We start from the raw sequence: 23,451 nt of genomic DNA, 5'->3' as shown, positions 1-23,451 counted from the left end.
GATCGGCATTTTCGGTATGGCATTCGAACCGCTGTGTCGAGGGTCTCCAAGGGTAGTGTCGGGTGGGTCGACCAAGTATCAGGATGCGGATTGTGCGGCACCGCCATACGAGGGACCGGGATGCCAATGCATAGATTGGTGACAATCGGAGTCTACGATTTCGATCTCGAATCATTCCTGCTACGCCTGCGCGCCGCGGAAGTCAGACTGCTGTTCGACGTGCGCCAGCGTCGCGGGGTCCGGGGGCCCGACTACGCCTGGGCGAACGCGCGCCGGCTGCAGGAGGCCCTCGCCGGTGCGGGCATCGCCTACGAGCACCACCGCGAGTTGGCCCCGACCACCGAACACCGCCATCTGCAGTACGCCGAGGACGACCGCCAGGGCGTCGGTAAGCGGTCCCGCCGGGAGTTGGCCGCCGAGTACGTGCGCCGCTACACCGCCGAGGTCCTCGACCTCGCCGACCTGGTGCCGCTGCTCGCGGCGCTACCGACGCGGGGGCGGGCGGCGCTGTTCTGCGTCGAGCGCGATGCGGTGGCCTGTCACCGGTCGCTGATCGCCCGGCGGCTCACCGAGCAGCACGACGTGTCGGTCGAGCATCTGACCCCGGCATGACCGGCCTGACCCCGACGGGCGGGACCCGGCCCCGGATCGCGGTGTTCGCCGGGCCGACGGCGACCATCCTGAACACCCCCGACCTGGTCACGTCGAACAAGGCCCGGATCCGGCACGGCCTCGCACCCCGGCCGGGTCGGTTCGACGCACTGCGTCCGCAGCGGCTGGCGGCGCCGGTCACGGCGTACGTCGAGGCGTACAGCGCGCACCCACTCGAACGCGACGCGGCACACCTGTACGCGCCGCCGGACGGCTGGCTCGACACCGACGGCACGTTCCACACCACGCAGCCGGCCGGCGACGCCACCCCGGTGTTCGTCGTGGAGCTGCACCCCGACGACGGGCTGTACCCCCTGCCATACCTGGCGCGGCAGCGTGACGGTTCAGCGTGGGAGCAGGCCGCGACCACGCCGTACGCGCCACCGGAGGCGGCCCGGCAGACGTTCTACCCGGACGCGAGCCGCCTCTACGAGGAGATCGAACGGTTCGGGCTGGGCGATCACGGCACACCCGTCGAGTTCGGTTCGATCGCCGACTTCGACTTCTTCCGCGCGGCCCCGTCGGGTGGCTACACCACCGGTCCGGACGGGGAGCGGCTCGGCCGTGACTTCTTCGTCTACTACCCCTACCACCTGCAGAGTGAGCCGCACCTGGGTGACCTCGCCGGGGCGACCAACCAGGTCCAGGCCGTCCTCGCCGCAGGTGAGCACGACGGCGTGCAGTGGCTCGAGGGCAGCCCGACCGTCGACGAGACCCTCTACTGGCTCGGCCTGCTGATCGACACGACGGTGCCCCTCGTCGGCCACGCCGCCCAGCGGCGGCACCACTCGCTGAGCGCCGACGGCGACCGCAACGTGGTGGACGGAGTGAAGTACATCGCCTCCGGTGTCGCCCTCGACGCGCAGGGTGTCGACCGGGTCGGCGCCTGCGTCATCGTCGACGAACTCGTCTACACCGCCCGCGACGTGACCAAGGTCGACGCCCGACCGGGCGGATACGAAGTCACCGGCGGCCACGGGGGAATCGTCGCCGACCTGGGCGGGTACGGCCCCCCGCAGCTCACCTACCTGCCGACGCGCCGGCAGACCGCGCGCTCGCAGCTGCGCCTCACCGTGCTGCCGAAGGAGGTGAACGGTGTCGCCGGCTCATTGGAGTCGGGCGTCACCCTGCTCGGTGTCGCGACGAGGGACGGGGACGGGCTGATCCCGGACGCCATGCCCAGGGTGACGATCACCAAGTACAGCCGCTACGCGGCGGAACCGGGCGGCGATCCCCGGGTGGGCGACGAGGTGGAGATCCTGGCCCGGATCCGGGCCAATCTCGCCGCCGCCCCGCTCGCCGGTTTCGTCTGTGAGGGCATGTCGCCGTTCGGGATGGCGGATCCGGCGAAGAACTCGGCGCTCGGGGTGGCCATCTTCGCGGGGATGCCGGTGGTTCGCACCGGCCGTGGCAACACCGGTGGCATGGCGTACCGGACGGATCCGACGTTCATCGTCGGCAACAACCTGACCGCGACCAAGGCCCGGTTGCTGCTGATGGCTGCCCTGCTCAAGTACGGCGCGTTGCCGCCGGCCGCGGACCCGTTCCGGCCCACCCACGCCGAGCGTGCGGTGACCGAGCAGGCGGTCGCCCGCTATCAGGCGTTGTTCGACACGCATTGACCTCGACGATCCCCGGCTGGAGAGAACCTGTGGGCACCTACGAGTACGTGGTGGCGGACGTCTTCACGGAGACGGCGTTGGAGGGCAACCCGGTCGCGGTCTTCCTGGACGCGGCAGCCCTGTCCGCCGAGCGGATGCAGCAGATCGCGAACGAGATGCACCTGTCGGAGACCGTCTTCGTGCTGCCTCCGCGCCGGGACGGTGACGTGCGGGTGCGCATCTTCACCCCGGTCAACGAGCTGCCGTTCGCCGGGCACCCGACCCTGGGCACGGCGATCGTACTCAGCGAGTTGAAGCCGGTCGGGGAGATCCGGATGGAGACGGCCATGGGCACGGTGACGTTCGACATCGAGCGGTCCACCCGGGACGGGCGCGGCTCGGCGAGTTCGTGGCAGCCCATCCCCACCTGGGGGCGCTACGACCGGGCCGAGGAGTTGCTCGCCGGGCTGGGTGTCCCCGCCACCGACGCCGTCCTGCCGGTGGAGGTCTACGACAACGGGCCGAGGCACGTGTTCGTCGGTCTGCCGGGTGTACCCGAGTTGTCCGCGCTGGAGCCCGACCAGCGGGTCCTGGCCCGGCTGCCCGACATGGCCGCCAACTGTTTCGCGGGTTCCGACACGCAGTGGCGACTGCGCATGTTCTCGCCCGCCTACGGCGTCGTCGAGGACGCCGCCACCGGTTCGGCGGCCGGGTCGTTGGCGGTGCATCTGGCGCGACACGGCCTGATCCCCTTCGGTGAGTGGATCGAGGTCCTGCAGGGCGTCGAGATCGGTCGCCCGTCGACGATGCGGGCCCGGGCCACCGGTGCACCGGACCGGATCGAAACGGTCCAGGTCTCCGGGTCCGCGGTCGTGGTGGCCCGCGCGACGCTTTACACGTGAGCCCCGGGCGGTCCCGCCGACGTGCGGTACGCCGGCAGACCGAGGTGGGCCCGCCCGCGGTCAGCGGGCGGGCCCACCTCGGGGGGCTGGCGTGCCGGATCCGCCAGGTGTGGCCGGTCAGCCCTTTGGCCGGGTGATGTTGACCATCCAGAAGATCCCGAACTGGTCGATGAACGAGCCGGCCTCGTCGCCCCACACCTGCTTGTTGAGCGGCATCGTCACCGTGCCTCCGACCGACAGCCGCTGGAAGTACCCGCGCAACGCGGGATCGTCGCCGCCGAGATAGAGGGCGACGTTGTTGCCCGGGTGGAACGGCACCCGTTCGGGGACGTCCCAGGCCATCAGGGTGAAACCGTCCGGGGTGGTGAGCACCGCGTGCATGATCTTGTCGGCGGCCATCACGTCGGACGCGCCGTACTCGGTGAACGTGCCGACCTCCAACTCACCGCCGAGGATCTCACGGTAGAACTCCAGTGCCTCCCGGGCGTTGCCGTTGAAGGCGATGTACGGGTTGAGCCGAGCGGTCATCTGCTGCTCCTAGGTGGGGATTCCGCCGCGGTCGATCGTCGGCACCTCGATGCCCAGCGCCCGGAGCTGCTGGAACGGGTTCATGAATTCCCGCTGGCGGCGGATCTTTCCATCGTCCAACTCGAACGAGTGGATGAAGTGGTTGCGGTAGTGCCCGGGCGGGTACGCCGGGTAGCGGATCTGACCCTCGCCGTCGCACTCGACCCAGAACCGGTTCGGGTCCTGCGTCTCGAAGATCTCGACGTTCGTCCACTCCCAGTCGGGGAACATCCGCAGCGACCACTCGCCGTGCGCCCGGAGCAGTTCGTGGCCCTGGGAGGCGACCGGCTGGCCGGTGTCGGTGGTCCACAGGCCGGCGCTGCCGTCCTCGGTGAACAGCAGGTAGCGGGTCAGCCGGTTCTCGCCCTTGCGGCTCATGTAGTCGGTGACGGTCGCGCGGTTGCGGGCCCGCAGGTCCACCTGGTCGGTGAACCCCGGAAGCTGGGTCTCGGTCGTCAACGGAAGTCCCTTCTCAGCCGGTGGCGGTCAGGTCAGAACCGAAGCTCGGGGCGGTAGATGTCCAGCCAGGTGCTCAGGTCGAGCACCCGCTCCATGCCGTTGCGGATCTCGATCGGCAGGGCGCCCGACTCACGGGTTATGCCCTCCAGGTAGGCGCGGTCGACCAGGTTGAACACCGGGTCGTCGGTGGCGAGCAGGTCCCTGCACTGCTGCAACAGGGCGCTCGTGTACATCGGGTCGAGCGTGGCCGGATACGGGGCCTTCACCCGGTCGAGAACCGAACGGGGGAGCAGGTCGGCGGTCGCGGCCCGCAGCAGGCTCTTCTCCCGCCCGTCGAACGTCTTCATCGACCACGGGGTGTTGTAGACGTACTCGACCAGCCGGTGGTCGCAGAACGGCACCCGGACCTCCAGACCGACGGCCATGCTGACCCGGTCCTTGCGTTCGAGCAGCATCCTGACGAAGCGGGTCAGGTGCAGGTAGCACATCTCGCGCATCCGGAACTCGTGGTCGCTCTCGCCGTCGACCCGCTCGATCTCGGTGAGCGCTTCGGCGTACCGGTCCTTGATGTAGCTGGGCAGGTCGAGGGCGGCCGTGATGTCGGCGTTGAACCGGTCCGACACCTGGGCCTTCGCGCCGCTGACGAACACCGCCATCCAGGGGAAGGTCGCCGCGGCCTGGGCCTCCGGTTGGAAGAACCACCGGTAGCCGCCGAAGACCTCGTCGGCGGACTCCCCGGACAGGGCCACCGTGGAGTGCTGACGGATCGCCTGGAACAGCAGGTACAACGAGGTGTCCATGTCGCCGAGGCTGAGCGGACTGTCCCGGGCGGTGATCACCGCCCGTCGGACCGCGGGGTCGGCGATGTCCCGGTGGTTGAGGACCACCGACTCGTGCAGCGAGCCGACGTGCGCGCCCACCTCCCGCGCGTACGGGGCGTCGGTGGTGGCGCGCAGCTCGTCGGCGACGAAGTCGTCCTCGCGTCCGGTGAAGTCCACCGCGAAGCTGCGCACCTTCTCACCGCGTTCGCCGAGCTTGGCGGCGGCGAGGGCGGTGATCGCGCTGGAGTCGAGCCCGCCGGACAGCAGGGTGCAGCGCGGCACGTCGGAGACCAGTTGGCGTTCCACCACGTCCCTGAGCAACGAGCGGACGTTGGCGATGGTGGTCGGCAGGTCGTCGGTGTGCGGGCGGCTCGGCAGCGTCCAGTAGCGGTGCTCGCGCAGCCCGGCGCGGTCGACGGTGACGACCCCGCCGGGCAGCACCTCGTTCATCCCGCACCAGACGGCGCTGCCGGGCGTCTGGGTGAAGCTGACCAGTTCCCGGATCCCCGCCAGGTCGACGGCACGTTCGGCCAGCGGGTTGGCGAGGATCGCCTTGGGCTCGGAACCGAAGAGCACCCCGTCGTCGGTGCGGTAGTAGTAGAGCGGCTTGACGCCGAGCCGGTCCCGGATCAGCACCAGCTTGTCGACCCGGGAGTCCCACACGGCGAAGGCGTACATGCCGTTGAGCCGTTCGGCGACCGCCTCGCCCCATTCCAGGTAGCCGTGCAGCACCACCTCGGTGTCGCTGCGGGTCCGGAAGCGGTGACCGCGGCGTCGCAGTTCGCCGCGCAGCTCCCCGAAGTTGTACGCCTCGCCGCTGTAGGTGATCGTCACGGTGCCGTCGTCGGTCTGCACCGCCATCGGCTGGGTGCCGCCGTCGACGTCGATCACGGCGAGCCTGCGGTGACCGAGCCCGGCGTGCCGGTCCAGCTGGACACCGGATGCGTCCGGACCCCGGCAGGCCATGGTCGCCGTCATCGCGTCCAGGTCGGCCTGGTGTCGCGTGAGATCCCGATCGTACGAGACCCAGCCTGCAATTCCACACATCTCGTCTACCTGTTCCTCTCGAGCGAACTGTCCGGGTGGTCAGGGTTGAAGGCGACCGGACCGCCACCCGGTGCCGTCGCGGTCGAAGCGCAGCCGACGGTGCAACCGGCCCGGGTCGGACTCCCAGAACTCGACCGAATCCGGCTCCAGCAGGTAGGCCAGCCAGGCATCCGGGCGGGGCAACGGCATGCCCCGGTCGCCGAGCCGCCGCGCCTGCTCGCGCAACGCGTCCTCGTCGGTGAGGGGTGCGCTCTGCTGCGACGCCACCGACATCGGGTGGGTGGCGACGGGCCGGGCCGTCCACAGGGCGTCGGCCTCGTCGGCTCCCAGCGGGCCGGTCGGCCCGCTGACGACCACCTGGCGGGCCACCTCCCGCCAGTAGAGGACACCCGACGCCCGGCGGTTCGCCGCCAACTCCCGGCCCTTGCGACTGCCGGAGTGGGTGGCGAACAGCAGTCCGTTGTCGCGCACGGCGAGGACCTGCACCATCCGGGTCGACGGGCGACCGTCGGCGTCGGCGGTCGCCAGCGCCAGCGCGCCGGGCTCGCGGACGGCGTCCGCCCGTGCCGCGTCCAGCCAGCTCCGCAGCAGCCCCATCGGTTCGTCGGGCGGGGTGGCGAAGACATCGACGCCCAACTGCTGTGCCGACGTACTCACGACGGGTTCCGGACCGGTCCGAATGCCAGCCCACGGTCGTCGGACGGCCCGGCGTGCAGCCCTTCCACGATGGCCTCCACCTCGGTCATCATCCGTACGGTGGGCGGGTATCCGATCAGCTCGGTGGCCCGGTTCGGCGGCAGCGGCGCGGTCAGGTCGGCGGTGGCGTCCCACAGCATGACCGCGCCCCAGCGGTTGGTCTCCCGGTCGGAGATCCAGAACTTGAGCCGCATTCCGTGCACCCGCTCCCACGGCTGCACGCCCTCCTCGCGCAGGTAGTGGCGCAGTGAGTCGATGGTCTGGGTGGACCCGGCGAGGTCCCACCAGGAGACGGCGGCCTTCATGCGTTCATGACCTCCTCGATGTGTGTCAGCGATGCCAGCAGGTCGCCCAGCACGCGTTCGCCGTCCTGGGTGAGGACCGACTCCGGGTGGAACTGCACCGAGCTGAAGTGGGCTCCGCGTAGGGCGTGCACCTCACCGGTGGTGGGGTCGTGGCTGACGCGCACCTCGCCCGCCCTGGGACTGTGGAACTGCTCCATCCGCGCGTACGCGACGAAGGAGTTGTAGAAGCCGACCCGTGCCGGGGTGCCGAACAGGTCGATCTCACGTTGGACGCCCTGGTTGGGGATGTCCCGCCGCCGCAGCGGCAGGCCGAGGTGCCGGCACAGCAGCTGGTGGCTCAGGCACACCGCCAGGAACGGGGTACGCCGGGCGAGGAGCTGGTCGATCGCCTCGGTGAGGTGGCTCATCCGTGGATCGACGGTGTCGCGCGGGTCACCCGGGCCGGGGCCGAGGACGACGAGGTCGTGGGCGTCGAACCCGGGGCGGGTGTCGGCCCGGGCCACCTGCACCGCCAGGCCGAGTGCCCGTAGCTGGTGGGCCAGCATCGCGCTGAAGGCGTCCTCGGCATCGACGATCAGGGCTCGGCGGCCGGCCAGGGCGGGCTGCGGCCGCCTGCGGGTCTGCGCGTCGCTGAGCCAGAAGCTCGCGATCGCCGTGTTGCGGCGGTCGAGCGCCTGCCGGATCAGTGGGTGCCCGTCGAGGCGTTCGCCGATGCCCAACGCGGAGAGCACCCCGGCGGCCTTGGCGTGGGTCTCGGCGACCTCGGCGTCGGGATCGGAGTGCCGGACGAGCGTGGCACCGACACCGACCTCGACGCGGGCGCTGTCGTCGGTCTGCGAGGGACGGATGGCGGCGGTGCGGATCATGATGGCGGCGTCCATGGTCCGTGCGCCACCGGCGTCCCGGCCGATCAGGGCCGCGATGCCGCCGTAGTAGCCGCGGCCGTGCGGTTCGTAGCGGGCGATCACCCGGAAGGCGTTCTCCAACGGGCTGCCCGTCACGGTCGGGGCGAACATGGTCTCCCGGAGGATGTCCCGGGGGTCCAGGCTGCTGGGGCCCTCGATGTTGTACTCGGTGTGCGCGAGCCAGGCCATCTGCCGCAGGAACGGGCCGACCACCCGGCCCCCGCCGTCGCACACCCGGGCCATCATCTTGAGTTCCTCGTCGAGGACCATGTACAGCTCGTCGGTCTCCTTGCCGTCGGTGAGGAAGTCGAGAACCTCCGCCAGGACCGGTCCGGTCCTCGGGTAGCGGTAGGTCCCGCTGATCGGGGTCATCGCCGCCACGCCGCCACGCAGGCTGACGTGCCGTTCCGGGGTGGCGCCCACGAACGTCCGGGTGCCGGTGTGCACGAGGAAGGTCCAGTAGGCGCCGGTCTCCCGGGCGAGCAGCCGGCGGAACAGGCTCAGCGCCGTGCGCGGGGAGTACCCCGTGACGGTGGTGACGTACGACCGCTTGATGACGAAGTTCGCACCGGCACCGGTGCTGATCTCGTTGGCGAGTACCGCACGTACCGTGTCGGCGTAGCTGCCGTCATCGGTGTCGAAGCCGCCGTTGGTGAGGCTGATCGGGTCGTCCGGAAGGTGTTCGAACGCTTCGGCCCTGGTCATTGAGCCCTGTTCGGTCACCGACAGGGTGATCAGCGGTGACCCGTCCATGACGGCGGTGAATCCCCGCTCGGTGATCTGCTGGTGGGGCACCAGCACCAGCGTCTCGTGCAGCGCCTCGTCGTCCGGCCCGGCCTCGTGGAGCGGGGCGTCGGGCAGTGGGACGTCGGCGAGCCGCGCGACGGTGCTGATCCGGCCGGACAGGATCTCCACCCGGTCGCCGCCCACCGACTCGGGGCGGTGCAGCAGGGCGAATGCCTCCCGGCCGGGATCGACGAGCTGCCGGAGCAGGCGGGCCGCGTTCACGGGAAGACCTCCTCCGTGGTGGTGACCACCGCGCAACGCGTGGCCGCATAGTCGAGCGTCAACTGGTGGTGGTCGGCGGAGAAGTCACCGATGGCGTCGGCGACGAGGAAGGGCTGGATGTCGTTGGTGAACGCGTCGAGGGCGGTGGCGAGCACTCCGACGTGCCCGTAGACCCCGCAGACGATGAGCTGGTCGCGACCCTGCCGGCGTAGCCGGGTCAGCAGGTCCGAACGGTGGAACGCGCTGTAGCGCCACTTGGTGAGCACGTGGTCCGCCGGTCCGGGCGCGAGTTCGGTGACGATCTCCCGGTCGCCGGGTTGCCCGCTCATCCCGGGACCCCAGATGTCCTTGAGCAGGCCGCGCTCCTGCTCGGTCATGCCTCCGGGCTGGGCCGTGTAATAGGTCGGCACGCGGAGTTCGCCGCACCGCTGGCGTAACCGGACGCAGTTGCGGACCAGTGCCTCGCGTACCGACGGGTCGAACGGGCCGAGGAAGTAACGCTGCATGTCGTGGACGAGCAGCGCTGCCCGGCTGGCGTCGGGAGTCCACTGCGCGATGCTGACGGGCAGTTCGCCCGTGGTCGGAAGCCGGTAGGCGGCGATCGGTGTCAGGCCCGGCACGGTTTCTCCTCAGCCCGGTTCGTCAGGGGCGACGCCCGCCAGGCGGAGACCACGGTCTGCGCCTGGCGGGGATTGAGCCGCGGGTCGCAGAGCGAGGTGTACCGCAGGCGGGCCGGCTCGCTGCTGTGCCCGTCGTCGAGGCACTCGGTCACGTCGTCGGGGGTCGTCTCGAGGTGTACGCCGCCCGCGACCCCACCTTCGGCGTGCACCGCGATCTGGAACGCGGTGACCTCCCGGAGGATGGTCGACAGGATGCGCGTCTTACGTCCGGTGGCTGCGGTGACGGTGTTGCCGTGCAGGGGATCGACCAGCCAGACCACCGGGTGCCCGGCCGCGCGTACGGCCCGCACGAGCGGCGGTAGCCGGTCGGCGACCACGTCGGCGCCCAGTCGGGCGATCAGGGTGAGGCGTCCCGGTTCCCGTAGCGGATCGAGCCGTGCGCACAGCGCGAGCAGGTCGACGACCGTCATCGTCGGCCCGACCTTGCACGCGACCGGGTTCACCACCTGGGCGAGGAGGGCGACGTGGGCACCGTCGAGCTGCCGGGTCCGCTCACCGATCCACGGCCAGTGGGTGGAGGTGAGCGCGACCCGGCCGGCGCGGTCACGGCGCAGCATCGGCACCTCGTAGTCGAGCAGCAGTGCCTCGTGGCTGGTCCAGACGGGCGCCCCGGCGGCACGGACGGTCCCGAGTTCGCTGAGGGTCCGTCTCGCCGACCGGTATCCCGCGAGCAGCCGCTGCGGGTCGGGCCGGCGTGCCGGGCGGGTCGCCGCAGGATCGTTGACCAGGTGGCCGCGGTAGACGGGCAGGTCGACGCCGTCGACCTGTTCGGTGGGCCTCGACCGTGGCTTGGCGTACTGGCCGGCGATGCGGCCCACCCGGACGACGGGTCGGCCGGTGGCGGCGCTCATGGTGGCGGCGAGGGCGTCGAGCAGGTCCACCTTGCGCCTGACGTGTTCCGCGGTGCATTCCGCAGGGTCCTCGGCACAGTCACCGGCCTGCAGTACCTGGGCGTGCCCGGCGGCGACGTCGGCGAGTGAACTCTGGAACGTGGGAAGTGACTCCGCCTCGATGAGTGGAGGAAGGCTCGCCAGGACGTCGCGGATTTGCGCGACCTGCGCCGGGTCTTCCCATTCAGGTTGCTGCTCGGCGGCCTCGACCGGTGGAACATCGAGTGAGATGGTGTTCACACTCTCTCCCAACCTCGGACATCTCGGCATTCGCTGGTTACTTCGGGTGTGGCCCGTAGCCGATTAGGCTGGCTAATCGGCTACGGGCTCACTTACCGACGGGCGGTGGAGTGCGTGAGAGGGACGCGGTCAGTGGATGGGCAGATCAGCTGTGCGGCGGGTAGGGATTGTCCTGGATGTAGAGCCAGGTGCCGTTCAGTTGCTGGCGGACGATGTCGCAAAAGTTCCCCGAGAAGCTCACCCGGGTGCCGTCGGGCCCGTCCTGTTCGAGTGTGTAGGTGCCCATCACGGACGCTGAACGGCCAATCACCTTGTTTCCGACGCGTGTTCCGCCGGCCTCCACGATCTGGAGCGGGCTCACCTGGAGGATCGGGTCTGATTCGAACCACTCGACGTAGAATGCGCGAATGGCGGCATGCCCGCGAATGACCGATCCGTCCCAGTCGATGATGGCTGCCTCGCGCTCCTGGAGCGCGACGATCCCGTCCACGTCCTTCGCCACGATCCGCTGACCGAGGAGATTGATCAGCTCGGCGGGGCTCTGGGCGCCTGCCTGGAGGGCGGCGGTGTTGGTGGCGGGGGTCGGCACGGCGGTGGTGGTCGGCGCGACGAATCCGGGCACGCGGGCATGCGCCCGGTGGTCGACGGAGTGATTCGCGTGTGTCTGCTGGGGATTGTTCGTGTCGGTTTGGCCATAGGCGGAGTTGGCCCCGAAGAGCGTGCCGGCGGCCAGCAGGATGCCGCCGGCGGCGACAATGGGTATCGTGCGCTTGATTTCGTGCATGACTGTCTCCCCCTAATTGGAAGTGGTTACTAGGGTTTGAGTCGCTCATCTGACCGTCATTTACGGGCACGTTTCATGGTCCCCGGTTTGTCGTTCCGGCGGCCTGATGGCATTGATACAACAGCCCACATCTGGCTCTGTCAAGACGCATTAAGCTCGGGCGGCGACAATATTTCAACATCATGAATCGCTTGATGGGGCGTTGTGCTGCTGACTCGTGCTTACTACCAGCCAAAACGCGAACCCTCGATTTTCTCCTTCCGGAAGGATGCCCCCAAAACGCGCCGGCCGAAGTTGTCGACTACAGTTGCGGATCTTGGACTCATGGTGGCCTCACGGCGTTTTGCGAATTCCGTCGGCGCAGGTGATGTCACGTGTCGTGAACCGGGCATAAATACCGGATGACGACAGCCAGGCTGGAACTCAGATGAGAGTGATGGTCCGATTCGGACGGTGCCGCCGGTGTGCTGTCACGGCCTGGCTCCCCGCCCCTGCCACCGCCCGCGGGGCCGACCGGTACCCGGTCGGCCCCGCCCGCACGACGTCCGCTAGTGCCCCGAGCCGCTGCGCAGTGGGTGGCTCGCTGCCCCGGTGCCCACCCCGGGGCGGCAGGCCGCGACCTGCCGGGGCCTGCGGACGGCGGTGCGGGCATCGGGTGCCGTTGCGCGCTGCACCGTGCGGAACGCGTGGGCGAGCATGCACGTGGTGATCGTGTGGTGCCATGCGGTCCAGGTGCGCACCTGGTACTGGTCGAGACCGATCAGTTCGTCGCCGGGTTGCTCCGGCTGCCCCGCGCGGTGTCGCCGCTCCGCCGCACCGATCAGGACGGACGCGGGTGTGCGGCGGCGCGCGTGGGCCACGAAGTAGGCGACATCGTGCGGGTTGTCGACCGACCGCCGCACCATGAGCGACTGGGCGAACCCGCGGGTGGGGACCTCGCCACCGACCAGCAGGCTGCCGCCGAGCCCGACGAGCGCCCAGTCGTGCGTGCGTCCAGTCGCCCGTTCGGTCCGGCGGTGCCAGTAACTGTCGGCGATGTGGCCGAGGATCTGTTCGGGGCCGGTCGTGGTGGACGACCTGGTCGCACCGACCCTGATCAGGGGTAGCGTCGCCGGCACGGCCGCGATGTACGGCAGGGCGCGCTGCACGCACCAGTCCCGGACCTGCGGATGTTGGGCGTATCCGTCGTCGAGGCTGACCCAGCTGAACGGCACCGCCGCATCCACTGCCTCCGCCAGCAGCTCGACGGCCTGCTCCGGCCGGGAGGCGTACGCGACGTCGGCGGGAATGCCCGCCTTCGTGCGGCGCACCGAGTCGGCGATCCAGGTACGCGGCAGGTGGAGCCGATGCCCGACGTACGCCGTCCCGGCGGGCGCGGTGTACGCCAGCATGACCGCGACCTGGCAGTTCTCGATGCGGTTGGTGAGCGTGCAGTGCTGCGGCCCCACCCCGACGGACTTGTCACCCCGCTTGATCACCTGGGCGTCGCGGATGACGAGCATGGCGTCCGGGTCACCCAGGTGCTCGATGACGTACGAGCGGACCTCGGCCTCCAGGGCGTCGGCGCTCCACGCGCCCCGCGACAACAGCGCCTGCATTCGGCCCGGGTGGCTGTGCCCGGCCCGTTCGGACAAGGACCAGCAGTTCTTTTTCGGCAGGTCCGACAGCAGCCCTTCGACCAGGTCGTGGAAGACGACGCGGGGCTCGGGGCGGGCGAACACGTGCCCGACACGGTCCGTCAGTTGTCGCAGTCGCGACGCCCAGCCGGGGGGCAGGCTCTTGGCCACCAGGGTCACCCAATCTGCCAGCTGCCCGCGCCGGACGAACCGGCACGAGCAGCGAGCGTGGCGAGGTCGGCTCAGGCGACGGCGGTGCCCTCGAGCTCGACCAGCTGGCCGGGGATCGCCAGGCGCGTCACCCCGAGCATCGTCGTGGTCGGCGCGACACCCGCAGACCCCAGTCGCCCGGCGAGCACGCCGTAGTGGGGGAACAGTTGGTCGACGTCGGTGGTGTAGACGTTCAAGCGGATGAGGTTCGCCAGGGTCATGCCCGCTTCCTTCAGCACGGCCTCCAGGTTGTCGACGCACAGCGCGAGCTGTGCGGCGATGTCGCCGTCGTGCTCGGGCTTGCCCTCCGGGCTCATCGACGTCTGCCCCGAGACGTACAGCGTCCGGGTCTGACCAGAAACGACTTCACCCTGGTTGAAGCCCATCTCGAGGGACCAGTTCACCGGGTTGACTGCGATACGCTCTGCTGCCACAGTTACTCCCTAGACTCAATTGAGGACGAGCTCGGTCGAGGACGCGTTCGTCCCGCCGCCCGAACAGGCGGCATGTCGAGCTCCTGCCGACGAGTGTCACAAGTAATCACGACACCCTGTGTCAGGTATTCCGGGCGGTCCGTGGCTAGAGTTGTCCCGTGCGCGCCGATCGGCTTGTCTCGCTGATGCTGCTCCTCCGCCAGCGTGGTCAGCTGACCGTCGACACCTTGGCGCGGGAACTCGAGGTCTCCACGCGTACGGTGCTGCGCGACGTCGAAGCGCTGTCCGCCGCCGGCGTGCCCGTCTACACCGAGCGCGGCCGCCACGGAGGCGTCGCTCTGCTACCCGGCTTTCGTGCCGAGCTCACCGGCCTCAACCACGACGAGACGCTGGCCCTGGTGACCGCTGCCTCCGCTCGGGGTGAACAGGTCTTCGGTCTCGGTGCCGCCCTCTCCTCGGCCATCCGCAAGGTCGTGGACGCGCTGCCCGACGGCCACCAGATCACCGTCAGCGACGCGGCCCAACGGCTACTCGTGGAGCCGGAGACCGATCTGCTATCCCGCCGGCAGGCTGCCCGAGACGTCCCTGACAGCACCATGTTGACTGTCCGGCGTGCCGTGGTCGCCGGTAACCGGCTGCGAATCCACTACGCGGCCCGTGACCAGAGCCCACTGTGGCGCACGGTCGACCCGGTTGGCCTGGTAACCGTCCGCGACCGGATGTATCTGCTCGCGACCCGCAACGGCGAAGACCGCACCTACCGGCTGTCCCGGATGCTGGCCGCCGAGGAACTTGACGAACGGGCGCAGCGCACCGATCACATCGATCTCGACTTACTCTGGAAGCAGCGGTGCGCCCAGTTCCTGTCCGCCGACCACATCTCAGTGTCGGTCAGGGTCGCCCCGATGTGGCGTGAGGAACTACTGGCCAGTGCCGTGGCCGTTCGGGCCGAAGAGCCCGACACGGACGGCTGGCTGCGCCTCAACGTCACCTTCGAGAACCTGCGGCATGCCATCTGGGCCGTATGGCAACTCGGCGCCGATGCGGAGGCACTCTCCCCGCCCTCCCTCCGGGCTGCTCTGGGCTGCCGGGCGGCGACGATCGCCGGCCTCTATGACAACTCCCGGGACGCCCATCGTCACGCGAGTGCTGCCCCGTCCCCGGGCGACCGGTGACAGTACGGGTGTGAGCGGGCCCGGCAGTGCTTTGTTTGGTTCGGTGGCGTTCGTTGGCGGCAGAGGGGGCAGAACCCGAGCGACAGATCCGGGTGTCCGATCATCGTGGGCTGGATACCTGGTGTCGAACGATCCGGTGTCGGGACGTGCGCGTTGACAGCGCTCGCAGGTCGGTCTTCGGGGTCAGATCTCGCTGTCGTCGAGTTGGCGCAGCGTGCCGTCCGGCATCATGCGGTGGCGCCGTGGCGGTTCCATCCTCTGCAGGATTCGTTCCATCAGGTCGTCGCGTTCCGCCTGTTCCCGGCCGGTTGGGTCGGCGACGTGGAAGCCGTGCAGGGGAACATCGAACGGGTCGATGTCGTCCGGGTCGGGTCGGCCCTCGAGGGTGAAGCCGAAGAACGCGCGTAGGGCCTGCTCGCCCAGGTCCAACGGGTGGAAGGCAAGAGGGTACGGATCCTCGGAGAGCATGGGCTCGACGGGATGTTCGCCCGCCCAATATGGCATTTCGAAGTCGTAGGGTTCGCCGATGTTCTCCCCGATGCCGGCGGCCGGCGAGATGCTCAGCGAGCGGAGGAGCTCGCCGTTCTCCCACACCGCGAAGCACAGCGAGTCGAAGGTCGAGTGCATGCCGTGCACGCGCACGACAAGTTGATCGGCAGGTACGACATGGAAGCCGAAGCGGGAGAGGTAGCCATACATCACCGTGCGTTATCGCAAACGATGAACGGCAGCCCTCCCGGAGCGGGATCTCCGGCGTCGCGGACAGCATGGGTAACACAGAGCGTGACGGCCCTGCAGGCGCGCGATCAGCTCACCGAAGAGTTGCGGGCTTCCGCGCAGCGGTCGCAGTTGTCGGCACCGACTGTCGGCCCCGGTAGCCCGCACGGCGGGCGCAGGATCCGCCGACCGAAGCGGGGGTTACGGTGGATAATTAACAATCTGACGATGAGGCTGCAAATGATCAATGTCCAGGAGTTCGCGCGACGGCTGAGCACTCTCGGCGCTGATGCGTTCACCAGTGATGACGTAGTGGACCTGGCGACTGCGGCCGATGTCCGCATCAACGCCGACGTCGAGATCGACGCCACCCTGGCGCAGCGCTTGCTCGACCAGATCTCGCCCACCCTGCCGGTCACCGGGGCCCAGCTCGCGGCGTCGCAATGGCCGCCGCCGGAGTCTTCCCGTCCTGCAGTGCCTTCGGTGTCGTTCTCCAGCCCTGGTGCCGTCGACGGACCGGCTGATCAGCCGACCCGACGCCGCAGTTCTGGGTCTGCGGGTAGAGGTCGGCGACCCGGCTCCCGACGAACTGGCAGGTGAAACCGTAGTCCCAGCTTCTTCAGCAACCGCCAGACCGCTCGCCGCAGCCGTCGACTACGACGCGAGCTGCGAACCCCACTCTCGCCGCCATCATCGGCTGAACGTCGTCCCCTGTCCGGCTCCGTACGCCCGGGCAGGCTCGGCGTCACGATGATCCCGGTAAGCATGCGGATCGCGGCATGTGCGCGTATGTGACCTGGAGTGCGGGTGATCGACGGGGGCCTGTCGGCGGCACGGGGTATGCGGATGGTTCATGGTGGTGGCCGTGGAGATCGAGTTCGTCACGGGGGATATCACCGCGGAGCGGGTGGATGCGATCGTCAATGCGGCGAATTCGTCGTTGCTGGGTGGTGGCGGGGTGGACGGTGCGATCCACCGTAGGGGTGGCCCGGCGATCCTGGACGAATGCCGCGCGTTGCGGGCCAGCCGGTTCGGCCGGGGCCTTCCGGTCGGGCGGGCCGTGGCGACGACTGCGGGCCGCCTTCCGGACGGGTCCAGACACGCAGGATCGTCCACACGGTCATCGGCCTGAGAGCCGCCCGCCGTATCCGCCCAGCGGGCTTCGCGGTCATGTCGCGCATCGGCACGAGCTGACGTGGATTCGTCCGGTGGCCTACATCGAAGGCTTCTACAACCCTCGCCGCCGGCACAGCCGCCTGGGTAGCGCCAGCCCCGACACCTACGAGAAGATCCACCAAGAATCCCTGGCAAACATCGAGGCGTCCGACCCATAGGGGTCACTGCATGGCTGCCTATACACTACGGCGCCCCCGAGCGAGACCGCGACGGCGTGCACCGTCCGATGTGGGCGACTATCCGAAGGGGACGCCGCGTGCCGTGGGAGTTGGAGATCCATACGATCGACATCGGTGTGGGTGAGGCCAGCCTGATCATCGCCGAGGATCCGGGGGTACCCGGCTCGCGCAGGTCGATCCTGATCGACGGTGGGCTGTCGGCGGCTGCGGCTCTGACACACGATTATGTCGTCGCCACCCTGCCGCACGGGACCGGTCCGGATGTCCTGCTGGTCACCCACTACGACAAGGACCATTCGCACGGGATCTCCAGCCTCCTGTTCGCCGACAACCTTTCCGTCCTGTGCGACGGTGTAGGAGCGATCGTCGGGGCGCTGATCGGCGGTGGTGCGGCGCTCACGCAGGAGGAGGCCGCGGCCAAGGCGGCCTGCGCGACGGTCGGCATCCTGTACGGGTCGTGGGGGGCGAACGTCAACTCCATCGATGCGACGGTGAACGCTCTCACCGCAGCGAACGTCAACCTCTTGAACCCGGTTCAGGCCGCCGCGCGGGGAGTGGCCAGTGCGGAGGCGGTTGGGGTCGGTTGGGGCGGCCACGTCACGTTGATTACCAGCAAAGCTTGGCGCAAGGACGCCGGCCTGGCGGCCGGCGCGGCCGTGGCAGCTTTGCTCGCCATGGCGAATCCACCGACCGTCGCCCAGGTGCGTGCAGCGGTCACGGCCGCCGTGTTCCCGGGACTGACCCGGACGGTCCCGAACGATGGACGGTTCGAGACGGGCGGAATCTATCGCAACACGCGGATTGTCGACATCGGCGACGCGCGCACCGCGCCCACCCCCTATGCGAAGGCGGTCGCGGGTCAGCTGATGAGCAGCACGTCGATGCACCTGCAAATACCCGGCGTGAACCGGCAGCGGACCGGCTTCGCTCCGACGCTGGGCGATGAGCTGTTCTGGAACGGCGTCGCACCCCCGGTGGCCCCCGCCAACGCCCCGTACGCAGTCCTGGTCTCGGGTCCGGTACCGCATGCCGGGGCGATCGCCAGCGTGTGGCAGGGGGTCGGTGTGGCGCCGCAGGTCATCCACGCCGGGCAGCTCGACAACAGGATGAGCATCGGCCTGGTCGTGCAGTTCAACGACTTCCGCTACTTCACCGCCGGGGACCTGCCCTTCCATAGCGAGGATCAGCTGGCGACGGCGCTGATGGTGGCGGGCCAGCCGCTGCCGGACGGTGCCGGCGGCTTGTTGCCGGCGCTGGCGGCAGCGCCCTGGGTGACGGCCTTCAAGGCCAGCCACCATGGTGCGGAGACGTCCACCAGCGACAACTTCCTGAACTTCCTGAGACCGAAGACCGCGATCATCTCCTGTGGCCGCGAGTACGGACATCCGTTCCAGACGATGATCGACCGGCTGGAGGATCCCAACGCCTCGATCGAGTTCTACTTCCTGACGAACTGCCGCTTTCCCAGGGTAGGCATCCGGGCATCGCCGGCAGCTGACAAAGGCCCGGCCCGAGTGCCGGGGCCTGCGTACGCCCAGAACGTTGCACTCAACTGGTCACGTATCTCGGGCGACAACGACGACAACAACGGTGCCCTCGGGCGGGACAGGGGCAATATCGTCCTGCGGATCGACCAGGCGGGCAGCACCGCGATGGTGGGGCACCGGACGTACACCACGACGTACTGGGAGCACTATCCGACGGCCATGGCCGTCGCGGGTCCGACCGTGGTGACGACCCAGTGGTGAGCACGCCGCGCCGGCTCGCGGACGGGCGGAGAAGGAGCGCGGCGTGAGCGACCTGGACGCGTTGTACCGGCACCTGGAGTCGATGGGGCGCACGGTCACCCTCACCGCGGACGACTCGGCACTGCCCGTGCAGCTGGCCGAGTTCCTGCGCACGATGCCGAACGGTGTCCTGGAGCTGATTGCGGGCGACGACGGGATCAGCCTGTCCGGGCAGGTGCTCACCATCTCCGGCGACACCTCGGCGTCCTGGCCGATCGAGGGCCTCGGCCCGGCGGGTGCCGGCCCGGTGCGCCTGACCCACGCCTCGGTCACCCTGACCGGCCCTGCCGGCCCTGGCAGCACTGCCGGCCTGACGGTGACCGGCGCGGCGTCCGGCGTCCTGGACCTCGACGGGCCGGTCGCGGTGACGCTGGTGTCGACCCGGGAGCAGTCCGCCGCCGGCACCGTAGCGGCCTGGCGGCTCGGCGTGCCCGCGACGACACGGCTACCGCTGCCCACGTTGCTGGCCCTCGGCGTCGGTGGGAGCGGTCGGGCCGCGGTCCTGCCGGTCCCGCCGCAGACGCTGGTCGGCACAGCCTCGGTCGAGCCCTCGCAGCTACACCTGACCTTCTACCCGGGCCGGGCACACCGGCCGCAACTGGTGTTCACCGCGAGCCTGCCCGACGCCCGGTGGACGGTCGTACCCTCGGTCCTGGCGTTCGACGACGTCACCGTACGGGGTGACGTCGGCCCGGCCCAGTACCAGATCATGCTCAGCAGCCTCGTCACGATCGGGGACCTGCCGGTCGAGGTCGCCATCGGGGTGGTCCCGGGCAGGCGGTGGACCGCTTCGCTGCAGCCGTCGGGGACGACGGCCTTCCCCGGCCTGGCCGCACTGGCCGGATGGCTCGGTGGTACGCAGCGCGGCACGGCGGCGGCCGTCGAACTGGCCTCGCTGCGTGGCGACGGACCGGGACTGGGCGTCGGCGGGCTGGACGCGGCGATCCGCAGGGTCACCATGACATTCGACGCCGCGACCGGGCAGCTGCCGTCGGTGCAGGTCGTCAGCCTGCTGACCCTCGGTGTGCTGCGGTTGGACGTCGCGGCGAGCCTGCCGGAACTGGAGATCACGGGGCAGCTGTACGAGCAGACGCCGGTCGGGGTGGCCGATCTGCTCGATTCGCTCGGGCTGCCCTCGGCGGACCTGCCGCGGGCGCTGACCGTCAGCGAAGCCTTCTTCCTGGCCCGGCCCCGGGCCGGGCGGTACGCGGTCGACCTCACGCTGAGCGACGTGTGGCAGATCGGCCCCGTCGCGCTGCGCCGGGTCTCGGTCGGCGTCGCCTACCGGTCGTCGTCGGGCCTGTCCGGGTACATCGAGGCGGTGCTGAGCTTCGGGCCGTCGATCAACGTGCTGTTGGAGGCCGCGTACGAGGGGGCGGCGGAAGGCTGGCGGTTCGTCGGGTCGACCGGTGCCGGGGACATCCTCCCGGTCGGCGACCTCCTCAGCTCCCTCGCCGTCGACTTCGGCATCACCGAGGTGCCCGATGTGCTGCGCCACCTCGCCGTCGTCGAGGTGGCGGCGAGTGTGACGACCGGCACCGATGCCTTCACGTTCTCCTGCACCGGTGCCTTCACCGTGGCCGGCGCCCCGGCACAGCTGCGCGTCGACGTCGCGCTCGACCCGGTACCGGCGGGCCAGCCGAGCGGCGCGGAACCGCCGGACCCGGCGACCACGGTCGGCACCGCGGGATTCACGGCCCGGTACAGTGCGACCCTGACGATCGGTCGGATGGCCTGCGCGGTGACGCTCAACCTCCGCGACGGCCGCAGCAGCACGAGCGTCGACGCGCACTGGACGGCCGACCCGCAGCAGCCCCCGTTGTCCCTCACCGACGTGGCTGTGGGTCTCGACCTGCCGGTGCCGGAGCTTCCGCCCGGGCTCGACCTGACGCTGACCGCCGCGGACCTGACCTACGACCCGACCTCCCGGCAGCTGATGATCGGCGCCCGGTCGGCGGCCCACGGCGCAGCGGTCTTCGTGGCGCTGCCCGCCGCACCGGATGCCGACGGGTCGACGCGGTATCTGGCCGCGGTGTCCGTCGGGGACCCGATCGGGCTGTCCGACCTGCCGGTGATCGGTGCGGCCCTCGGGGACGCCGAGACCTGCGCGGTCGAGCAGCTCCAGGTGATCGTGTCGGACGCCCGGATTCTCCCGCAGACCGTGGTCGAGGCGAACGGGCTCATCCGGGAGGGCTATCCGAGGTTCCCGGAGCAGGGCACGGCCGCGGCCCTCGCCTTCTCCGCCGTGCTGCGCTTCGGCGCGCAGCGCATCCCGATCGCCCTCGGCGCCGGCCAGGCCGCCGGTCCCGGCACCCCCACGGATCCGGCGACCGCGCCGGTCGGTTCCACCGTCGGCCAGTCGTCCGGGCAGGGTGGCGTGGTCGCCGCCGCGCCGACCGACGCGGACGGCACCGTGTGGTTCACCGTGCAGAAGGCCTTCGGACCGGTCACCATCGCCCGGGTCGGCGCCCGGTACCGCGACGCGGCCCTCTGGTTCGTCCTGGACGGCTCGCTGGAGGCCGACGGCCTGTCCCTGGCCCTGCAGGGTGCCTCGATCGGGGTGCCGGTGGCCGGCTTCGTGCCGCGGTTCGACGTGCGCGGCCTGGCACTGTCCTACGTGAACGCGCCGCTGGCGATCCTCGGCGGGTTCACCTCGGTACCGCCGACGGACGGTGCCACCTTCCGGTACGACGGCGGCGCCGCGGTCTCGATGCCGTCCTGGGGCGCGCTGGCCTACGGCTCGTATACCGAGGTCGACGGGGAACCGTCGATGTTCCTGTTCCTGCGGGCCGCCGGAACGTTCGGGGGTCCGCCCGCGTTCTCGGTCACCGCGCTGGCGGCGGGTTTCGGCTACAACTCCACGATCCGACTGCCCGCGGTCACCGAGGTGGCCGGCTTCCCGCTGGTCGCCGGGCTCGGCGCGCAGGATGCGGACGGCTCACCGGCGCAGGCGCTGGCCGCTCTCACCGGCGGGCCGCAGCCCTGGCTCAGCCCTGCGCCGGGGCAGACCTGGCTGGCTGCCGGGGTGCGCTTCCACACGTACCGGCAGTTCGACACGACCGCCCTGCTGGCCGTCGAGTTCGGCAACGCGCTGACGGTCCTGCTGCTCGGCGTGACCACGGCCCGCTTTCCGTCGACCGGCGCGGCCCGCCCGTACGCGCAGCTGCAGCTTGAGCTCCGTAGTGTGCTGCGGCCCGGCGAGGGGATCGCCGCCCTGTCCGCGGCGCTGACCCGCAACTCGTACCTGCTCGACCCGGCTTGCGTCCTTACCGGCGGCTTCGCGTTCTACGCCTGGTTCGGTGAGCACCGCAACGCCGGCGACTTCGCGGTCACCATCGGTGGCTACCACCCCGCGTTCGACGCGCCGAAGCACTACCCGGTCGTACCACGGGTCGGCTTCACCTGGTCGCTGGACGCGGCGGTACGCATCTCCGGCACCGCCTACTTCGCGCTGACCCCGTCGGCGATCATGGCCGGTGGGACGCTGGACGTGCGCTATCACGACGGCAGCCTGACCGCATGGTTCACGGCCCAGGCCGATCTGCTGGTCGCGTGGGCGCCGTTCCGGTTCCGGACCCGGATCGGGGTCAGCGTCGGGATCGAGTACACGGCGAACCTGCTGTTCACGGCGAAGACCCTGCACCTGGAGGCGGGCGCGGAGCTGAAGCTGTGGGGTCCGCCGACCGGCGGGACGGTCACCGTCCGGCTGTGGGTCGTCACCTTCACGGTGGCCTTCGGCGCCACGGCTGACACCGCCGATCCGGCGGTGACCCGGCTGGACTGGGCCGGGTTCCAGGAACTGCTGCCGGCCGCCACGGCGAGCACGACCTTCACTGCGGCGGCCGGACTGGCCGCGCCGCAGACCGGCTCGGCTGGTTCGACTGACTCAGCCGGGCCGGAGCCCTGGCCGGTGCGCGCCGACGGCTTCGCCGTGACGCTGCGCAACGCGGTGCCGGTCAGCCGGATTCTGCTCGGCTCCACGACGCAGACCGCGGCGGTGTCCGGGCCGCCGGTGGACGTCAGGCCCCTGGGCCGCACCGGCCTGACGGTGCGGCAGCGGGTGACGCTACGGCGCACGTCCGGCGGCACGTCCGGCGAGATCGACCTGACCGCGACCGGCTGGCACGCTGCCGGCGTCGCCTCGGACGTTCCCACGGCGCTGTGGGGCACCGGCGACGGTTCGACACTCGACCCCGGCGGCGCGCAGCTGGTCCCTGATCGGCTGACCGGTCTGACCCTCACCGCACCGCCTGCGGTCGCGGGGTGGACCGGCGGCCCGGTCGACGCGGCCGGCACCCTCGGCGTCGCGCGGATCACGGCCGACGACGCGCTGCCGCTGACCGCCGCCGCCGAGCCGGTCGGTGCGGTGGCGACGCACTCCGGCGCGGTCGGCGCGATCGCGGCGCAGATCGCCGGCCCGGCCGCGAAGGCGGCGCGCGCCGAGCTGTTCGCCGCGCTCGGCATCCTCGGCGTCGCGCCATCGGCCGACGGCCCGGTCGACGCCTTCGCGGCGGACGCCGGGACGCTGTTCACCGACGAGCCGATGCTGACCGGGACCGCGCCCTGAACGGGCCGGCACGGCGACCCAGTGTGAGAGAGGA

At 70.2% G+C, this 23,451-nt stretch carries 20 protein-coding genes and 1 pseudogene; 9 read left to right on the top strand and 12 right to left on the bottom strand.

Translation table 11 applies throughout. From position 1 onward, the window contains the following. Positions 1-138 precede the first annotated feature (138 nt). Genes AB0B63_RS01195 through AB0B63_RS01185 form a run of 3 tightly spaced genes read left to right on the top strand, consistent with a single transcriptional unit; the run spans position 139 to position 3,154 of the window. A complete protein-coding gene (locus tag AB0B63_RS01195; RefSeq protein ID WP_307799763.1) occupies positions 139-612 on the top strand; it encodes a DUF488 domain-containing protein in 474 nt (157 codons plus the stop codon). Then, positions 609-2,273: an asparaginase domain-containing protein gene (locus tag AB0B63_RS01190; protein WP_357013575.1), complete on the top strand. Its 1,665-nt coding sequence runs from the start codon at positions 609-611 to the stop codon at positions 2,271-2,273. The genes AB0B63_RS01195 and AB0B63_RS01190 overlap by 4 nt, the downstream gene beginning before the upstream one ends. Positions 2,274-2,302: 29 nt before the next feature. Further along, complete coding sequence (locus AB0B63_RS01185) at positions 2,303-3,154, top strand: PhzF family phenazine biosynthesis isomerase (RefSeq protein ID WP_307799765.1); 852 nt, start codon at positions 2,303-2,305, stop codon at positions 3,152-3,154. Positions 3,155-3,271: 117 nt separating this feature from the next. Here the strand turns inward: AB0B63_RS01185 and AB0B63_RS01180 are convergent, their stop codons facing one another. The 11 genes from AB0B63_RS01180 to AB0B63_RS01130 all read right to left on the bottom strand — a co-directional run bounded on the left by AB0B63_RS01180 (position 3,272) and on the right by AB0B63_RS01130 (position 13,768). Continuing rightward, positions 3,272-3,682, bottom strand: coding sequence for a VOC family protein (locus AB0B63_RS01180; protein WP_357013571.1), 411 nt, complete (start codon positions 3,680-3,682; stop codon positions 3,272-3,274). A gap of 9 nt (positions 3,683-3,691) precedes the next feature. Continuing rightward, a complete protein-coding gene (locus AB0B63_RS01175; protein WP_208570871.1) occupies positions 3,692-4,180 on the bottom strand; it encodes a PhzA/PhzB family protein in 489 nt (162 codons plus the stop codon). A 32-nt stretch (positions 4,181-4,212) separates the two neighbouring features. Further along, the gene (gene asnB, locus AB0B63_RS01170) at positions 4,213-6,048 is read right to left on the bottom strand and encodes an asparagine synthase (glutamine-hydrolyzing) (RefSeq protein ID WP_357013566.1); all 1,836 of its coding nucleotides are present in this window, start codon (positions 6,046-6,048) and stop codon (positions 4,213-4,215) included. 39 nt (positions 6,049-6,087) lie between these two features. Then, complete coding sequence (gene phzG / locus AB0B63_RS01165; RefSeq protein WP_357013563.1) at positions 6,088-6,705, bottom strand: phenazine biosynthesis FMN-dependent oxidase PhzG; 618 nt, start codon at positions 6,703-6,705, stop codon at positions 6,088-6,090. Beyond that, positions 6,702-7,049: a hypothetical protein gene (locus AB0B63_RS01160; protein ID WP_219463439.1), complete on the bottom strand. Its 348-nt coding sequence runs from the start codon at positions 7,047-7,049 to the stop codon at positions 6,702-6,704. The genes phzG and AB0B63_RS01160 overlap by 4 nt, the downstream gene beginning before the upstream one ends. Next, a complete protein-coding gene (locus AB0B63_RS01155; RefSeq protein WP_357013560.1) occupies positions 7,046-8,962 on the bottom strand; it encodes an anthranilate synthase family protein in 1,917 nt (638 codons plus the stop codon). The genes AB0B63_RS01160 and AB0B63_RS01155 overlap by 4 nt, the downstream gene beginning before the upstream one ends. Then, on the bottom strand, positions 8,959-9,582 hold the full coding sequence (locus tag AB0B63_RS01150; RefSeq protein ID WP_357013557.1) for an isochorismatase family protein: 624 nt from the start codon (positions 9,580-9,582) through the stop codon (positions 8,959-8,961). The genes AB0B63_RS01155 and AB0B63_RS01150 overlap by 4 nt, the downstream gene beginning before the upstream one ends. Further along, positions 9,570-10,772: a 3-deoxy-7-phosphoheptulonate synthase gene (locus AB0B63_RS01145; RefSeq protein WP_307800000.1), complete on the bottom strand. Its 1,203-nt coding sequence runs from the start codon at positions 10,770-10,772 to the stop codon at positions 9,570-9,572. Before AB0B63_RS01145 ends, AB0B63_RS01150 begins: the two co-directional genes overlap by 13 nt. Before the next feature lie 145 nt (positions 10,773-10,917). After that, positions 10,918-11,556, bottom strand: coding sequence for a nuclear transport factor 2 family protein (locus tag AB0B63_RS01140; protein ID WP_208570864.1), 639 nt, complete (start codon positions 11,554-11,556; stop codon positions 10,918-10,920). A gap of 548 nt (positions 11,557-12,104) precedes the next feature. Next, positions 12,105-13,352: an IS701 family transposase gene (locus AB0B63_RS01135; protein ID WP_357013553.1), complete on the bottom strand. Its 1,248-nt coding sequence runs from the start codon at positions 13,350-13,352 to the stop codon at positions 12,105-12,107. A 62-nt stretch (positions 13,353-13,414) separates the two neighbouring features. After that, a complete protein-coding gene (locus AB0B63_RS01130; RefSeq protein ID WP_208570873.1) occupies positions 13,415-13,768 on the bottom strand; it encodes a RidA family protein in 354 nt (117 codons plus the stop codon). A gap of 206 nt (positions 13,769-13,974) precedes the next feature. Between AB0B63_RS01130 and AB0B63_RS01125 the strand changes: the two genes are divergently transcribed. Beyond that, positions 13,975-14,991, top strand: a complete 1,017-nt coding sequence (locus AB0B63_RS01125) for a WYL domain-containing protein (RefSeq protein WP_208570862.1) — start codon at positions 13,975-13,977, stop codon at positions 14,989-14,991. Positions 14,992-15,174: 183 nt separating this feature from the next. Here the strand turns inward: AB0B63_RS01125 and AB0B63_RS01120 are convergent, their stop codons facing one another. Next, a complete protein-coding gene (locus AB0B63_RS01120; RefSeq protein ID WP_357013549.1) occupies positions 15,175-15,690 on the bottom strand; it encodes a hypothetical protein in 516 nt (171 codons plus the stop codon). Positions 15,691-15,936: 246 nt separating this feature from the next. On the opposite strand from AB0B63_RS01120, the gene AB0B63_RS01115 reads away from it, so the two are divergent. From AB0B63_RS01115 to AB0B63_RS01095, 5 genes and pseudogenes are all read left to right on the top strand, one after another. Beyond that, positions 15,937-16,308: a hypothetical protein gene (locus tag AB0B63_RS01115; protein WP_208570858.1), complete on the top strand. Its 372-nt coding sequence runs from the start codon at positions 15,937-15,939 to the stop codon at positions 16,306-16,308. A gap of 253 nt (positions 16,309-16,561) precedes the next feature. Beyond that, positions 16,562-16,795: pseudogene (locus tag AB0B63_RS01110) on the top strand (macro domain-containing protein); the annotation flags it as partial. 121 nt (positions 16,796-16,916) lie between these two features. Next, positions 16,917-17,042, top strand: coding sequence for a hypothetical protein (locus AB0B63_RS01105; protein WP_357013546.1), 126 nt, complete (start codon positions 16,917-16,919; stop codon positions 17,040-17,042). A gap of 98 nt (positions 17,043-17,140) precedes the next feature. Continuing rightward, complete coding sequence (locus AB0B63_RS01100; RefSeq protein WP_357013544.1) at positions 17,141-18,811, top strand: hypothetical protein; 1,671 nt, start codon at positions 17,141-17,143, stop codon at positions 18,809-18,811. A 43-nt stretch (positions 18,812-18,854) separates the two neighbouring features. Further along, positions 18,855-23,417 (top strand): DUF6603 domain-containing protein, encoded by a 4,563-nt coding sequence (locus AB0B63_RS01095; RefSeq protein ID WP_357013542.1) that lies wholly within the window; start codon positions 18,855-18,857, stop codon positions 23,415-23,417. Positions 23,418-23,451 lie beyond the last annotated feature (34 nt).

Origin of the sequence: Micromonospora sp. NPDC049081, from assembly GCF_040648835.1 — a bacterium.
Taxonomy (GTDB): Bacteria; Actinomycetota; Actinomycetes; order Mycobacteriales; family Micromonosporaceae; genus Micromonospora; species Micromonospora antibiotica.
The sequence above is the reverse complement of the archived record's forward strand: the minus strand, read 5'-3'. Positions and strand labels throughout refer to the sequence as shown.

Excerpts from the sequence above, each read along its gene's own strand:
- AB0B63_RS01190 (WP_357013575.1), top strand. The coding sequence starts at position 609 with ATGACCGGCCTGACCCCGACGGGCGGGACCCGGCCCCGGATCGCGGTG.
- AB0B63_RS01180 (WP_357013571.1), bottom strand. The coding sequence starts at position 3,682 with ATGACCGCTCGGCTCAACCCGTACATCGCCTTCAACGGCAACGCCCGG.
- asnB (WP_357013566.1), bottom strand. The coding sequence starts at position 6,048 with ATGTGTGGAATTGCAGGCTGGGTCTCGTACGATCGGGATCTCACGCGA.
- AB0B63_RS01160 (WP_219463439.1), bottom strand. The coding sequence starts at position 7,049 with ATGAAGGCCGCCGTCTCCTGGTGGGACCTCGCCGGGTCCACCCAGACC.
- AB0B63_RS01140 (WP_208570864.1), bottom strand. The coding sequence starts at position 11,556 with ATGCACGAAATCAAGCGCACGATACCCATTGTCGCCGCCGGCGGCATC.
- AB0B63_RS01130 (WP_208570873.1), bottom strand. The coding sequence starts at position 13,768 with ATGGGCTTCAACCAGGGTGAAGTCGTTTCTGGTCAGACCCGGACGCTG.
- AB0B63_RS01120 (WP_357013549.1), bottom strand. The coding sequence starts at position 15,690 with ATGTATGGCTACCTCTCCCGCTTCGGCTTCCATGTCGTACCTGCCGAT.
- AB0B63_RS01115 (WP_208570858.1), top strand. The coding sequence starts at position 15,937 with ATGAGGCTGCAAATGATCAATGTCCAGGAGTTCGCGCGACGGCTGAGC.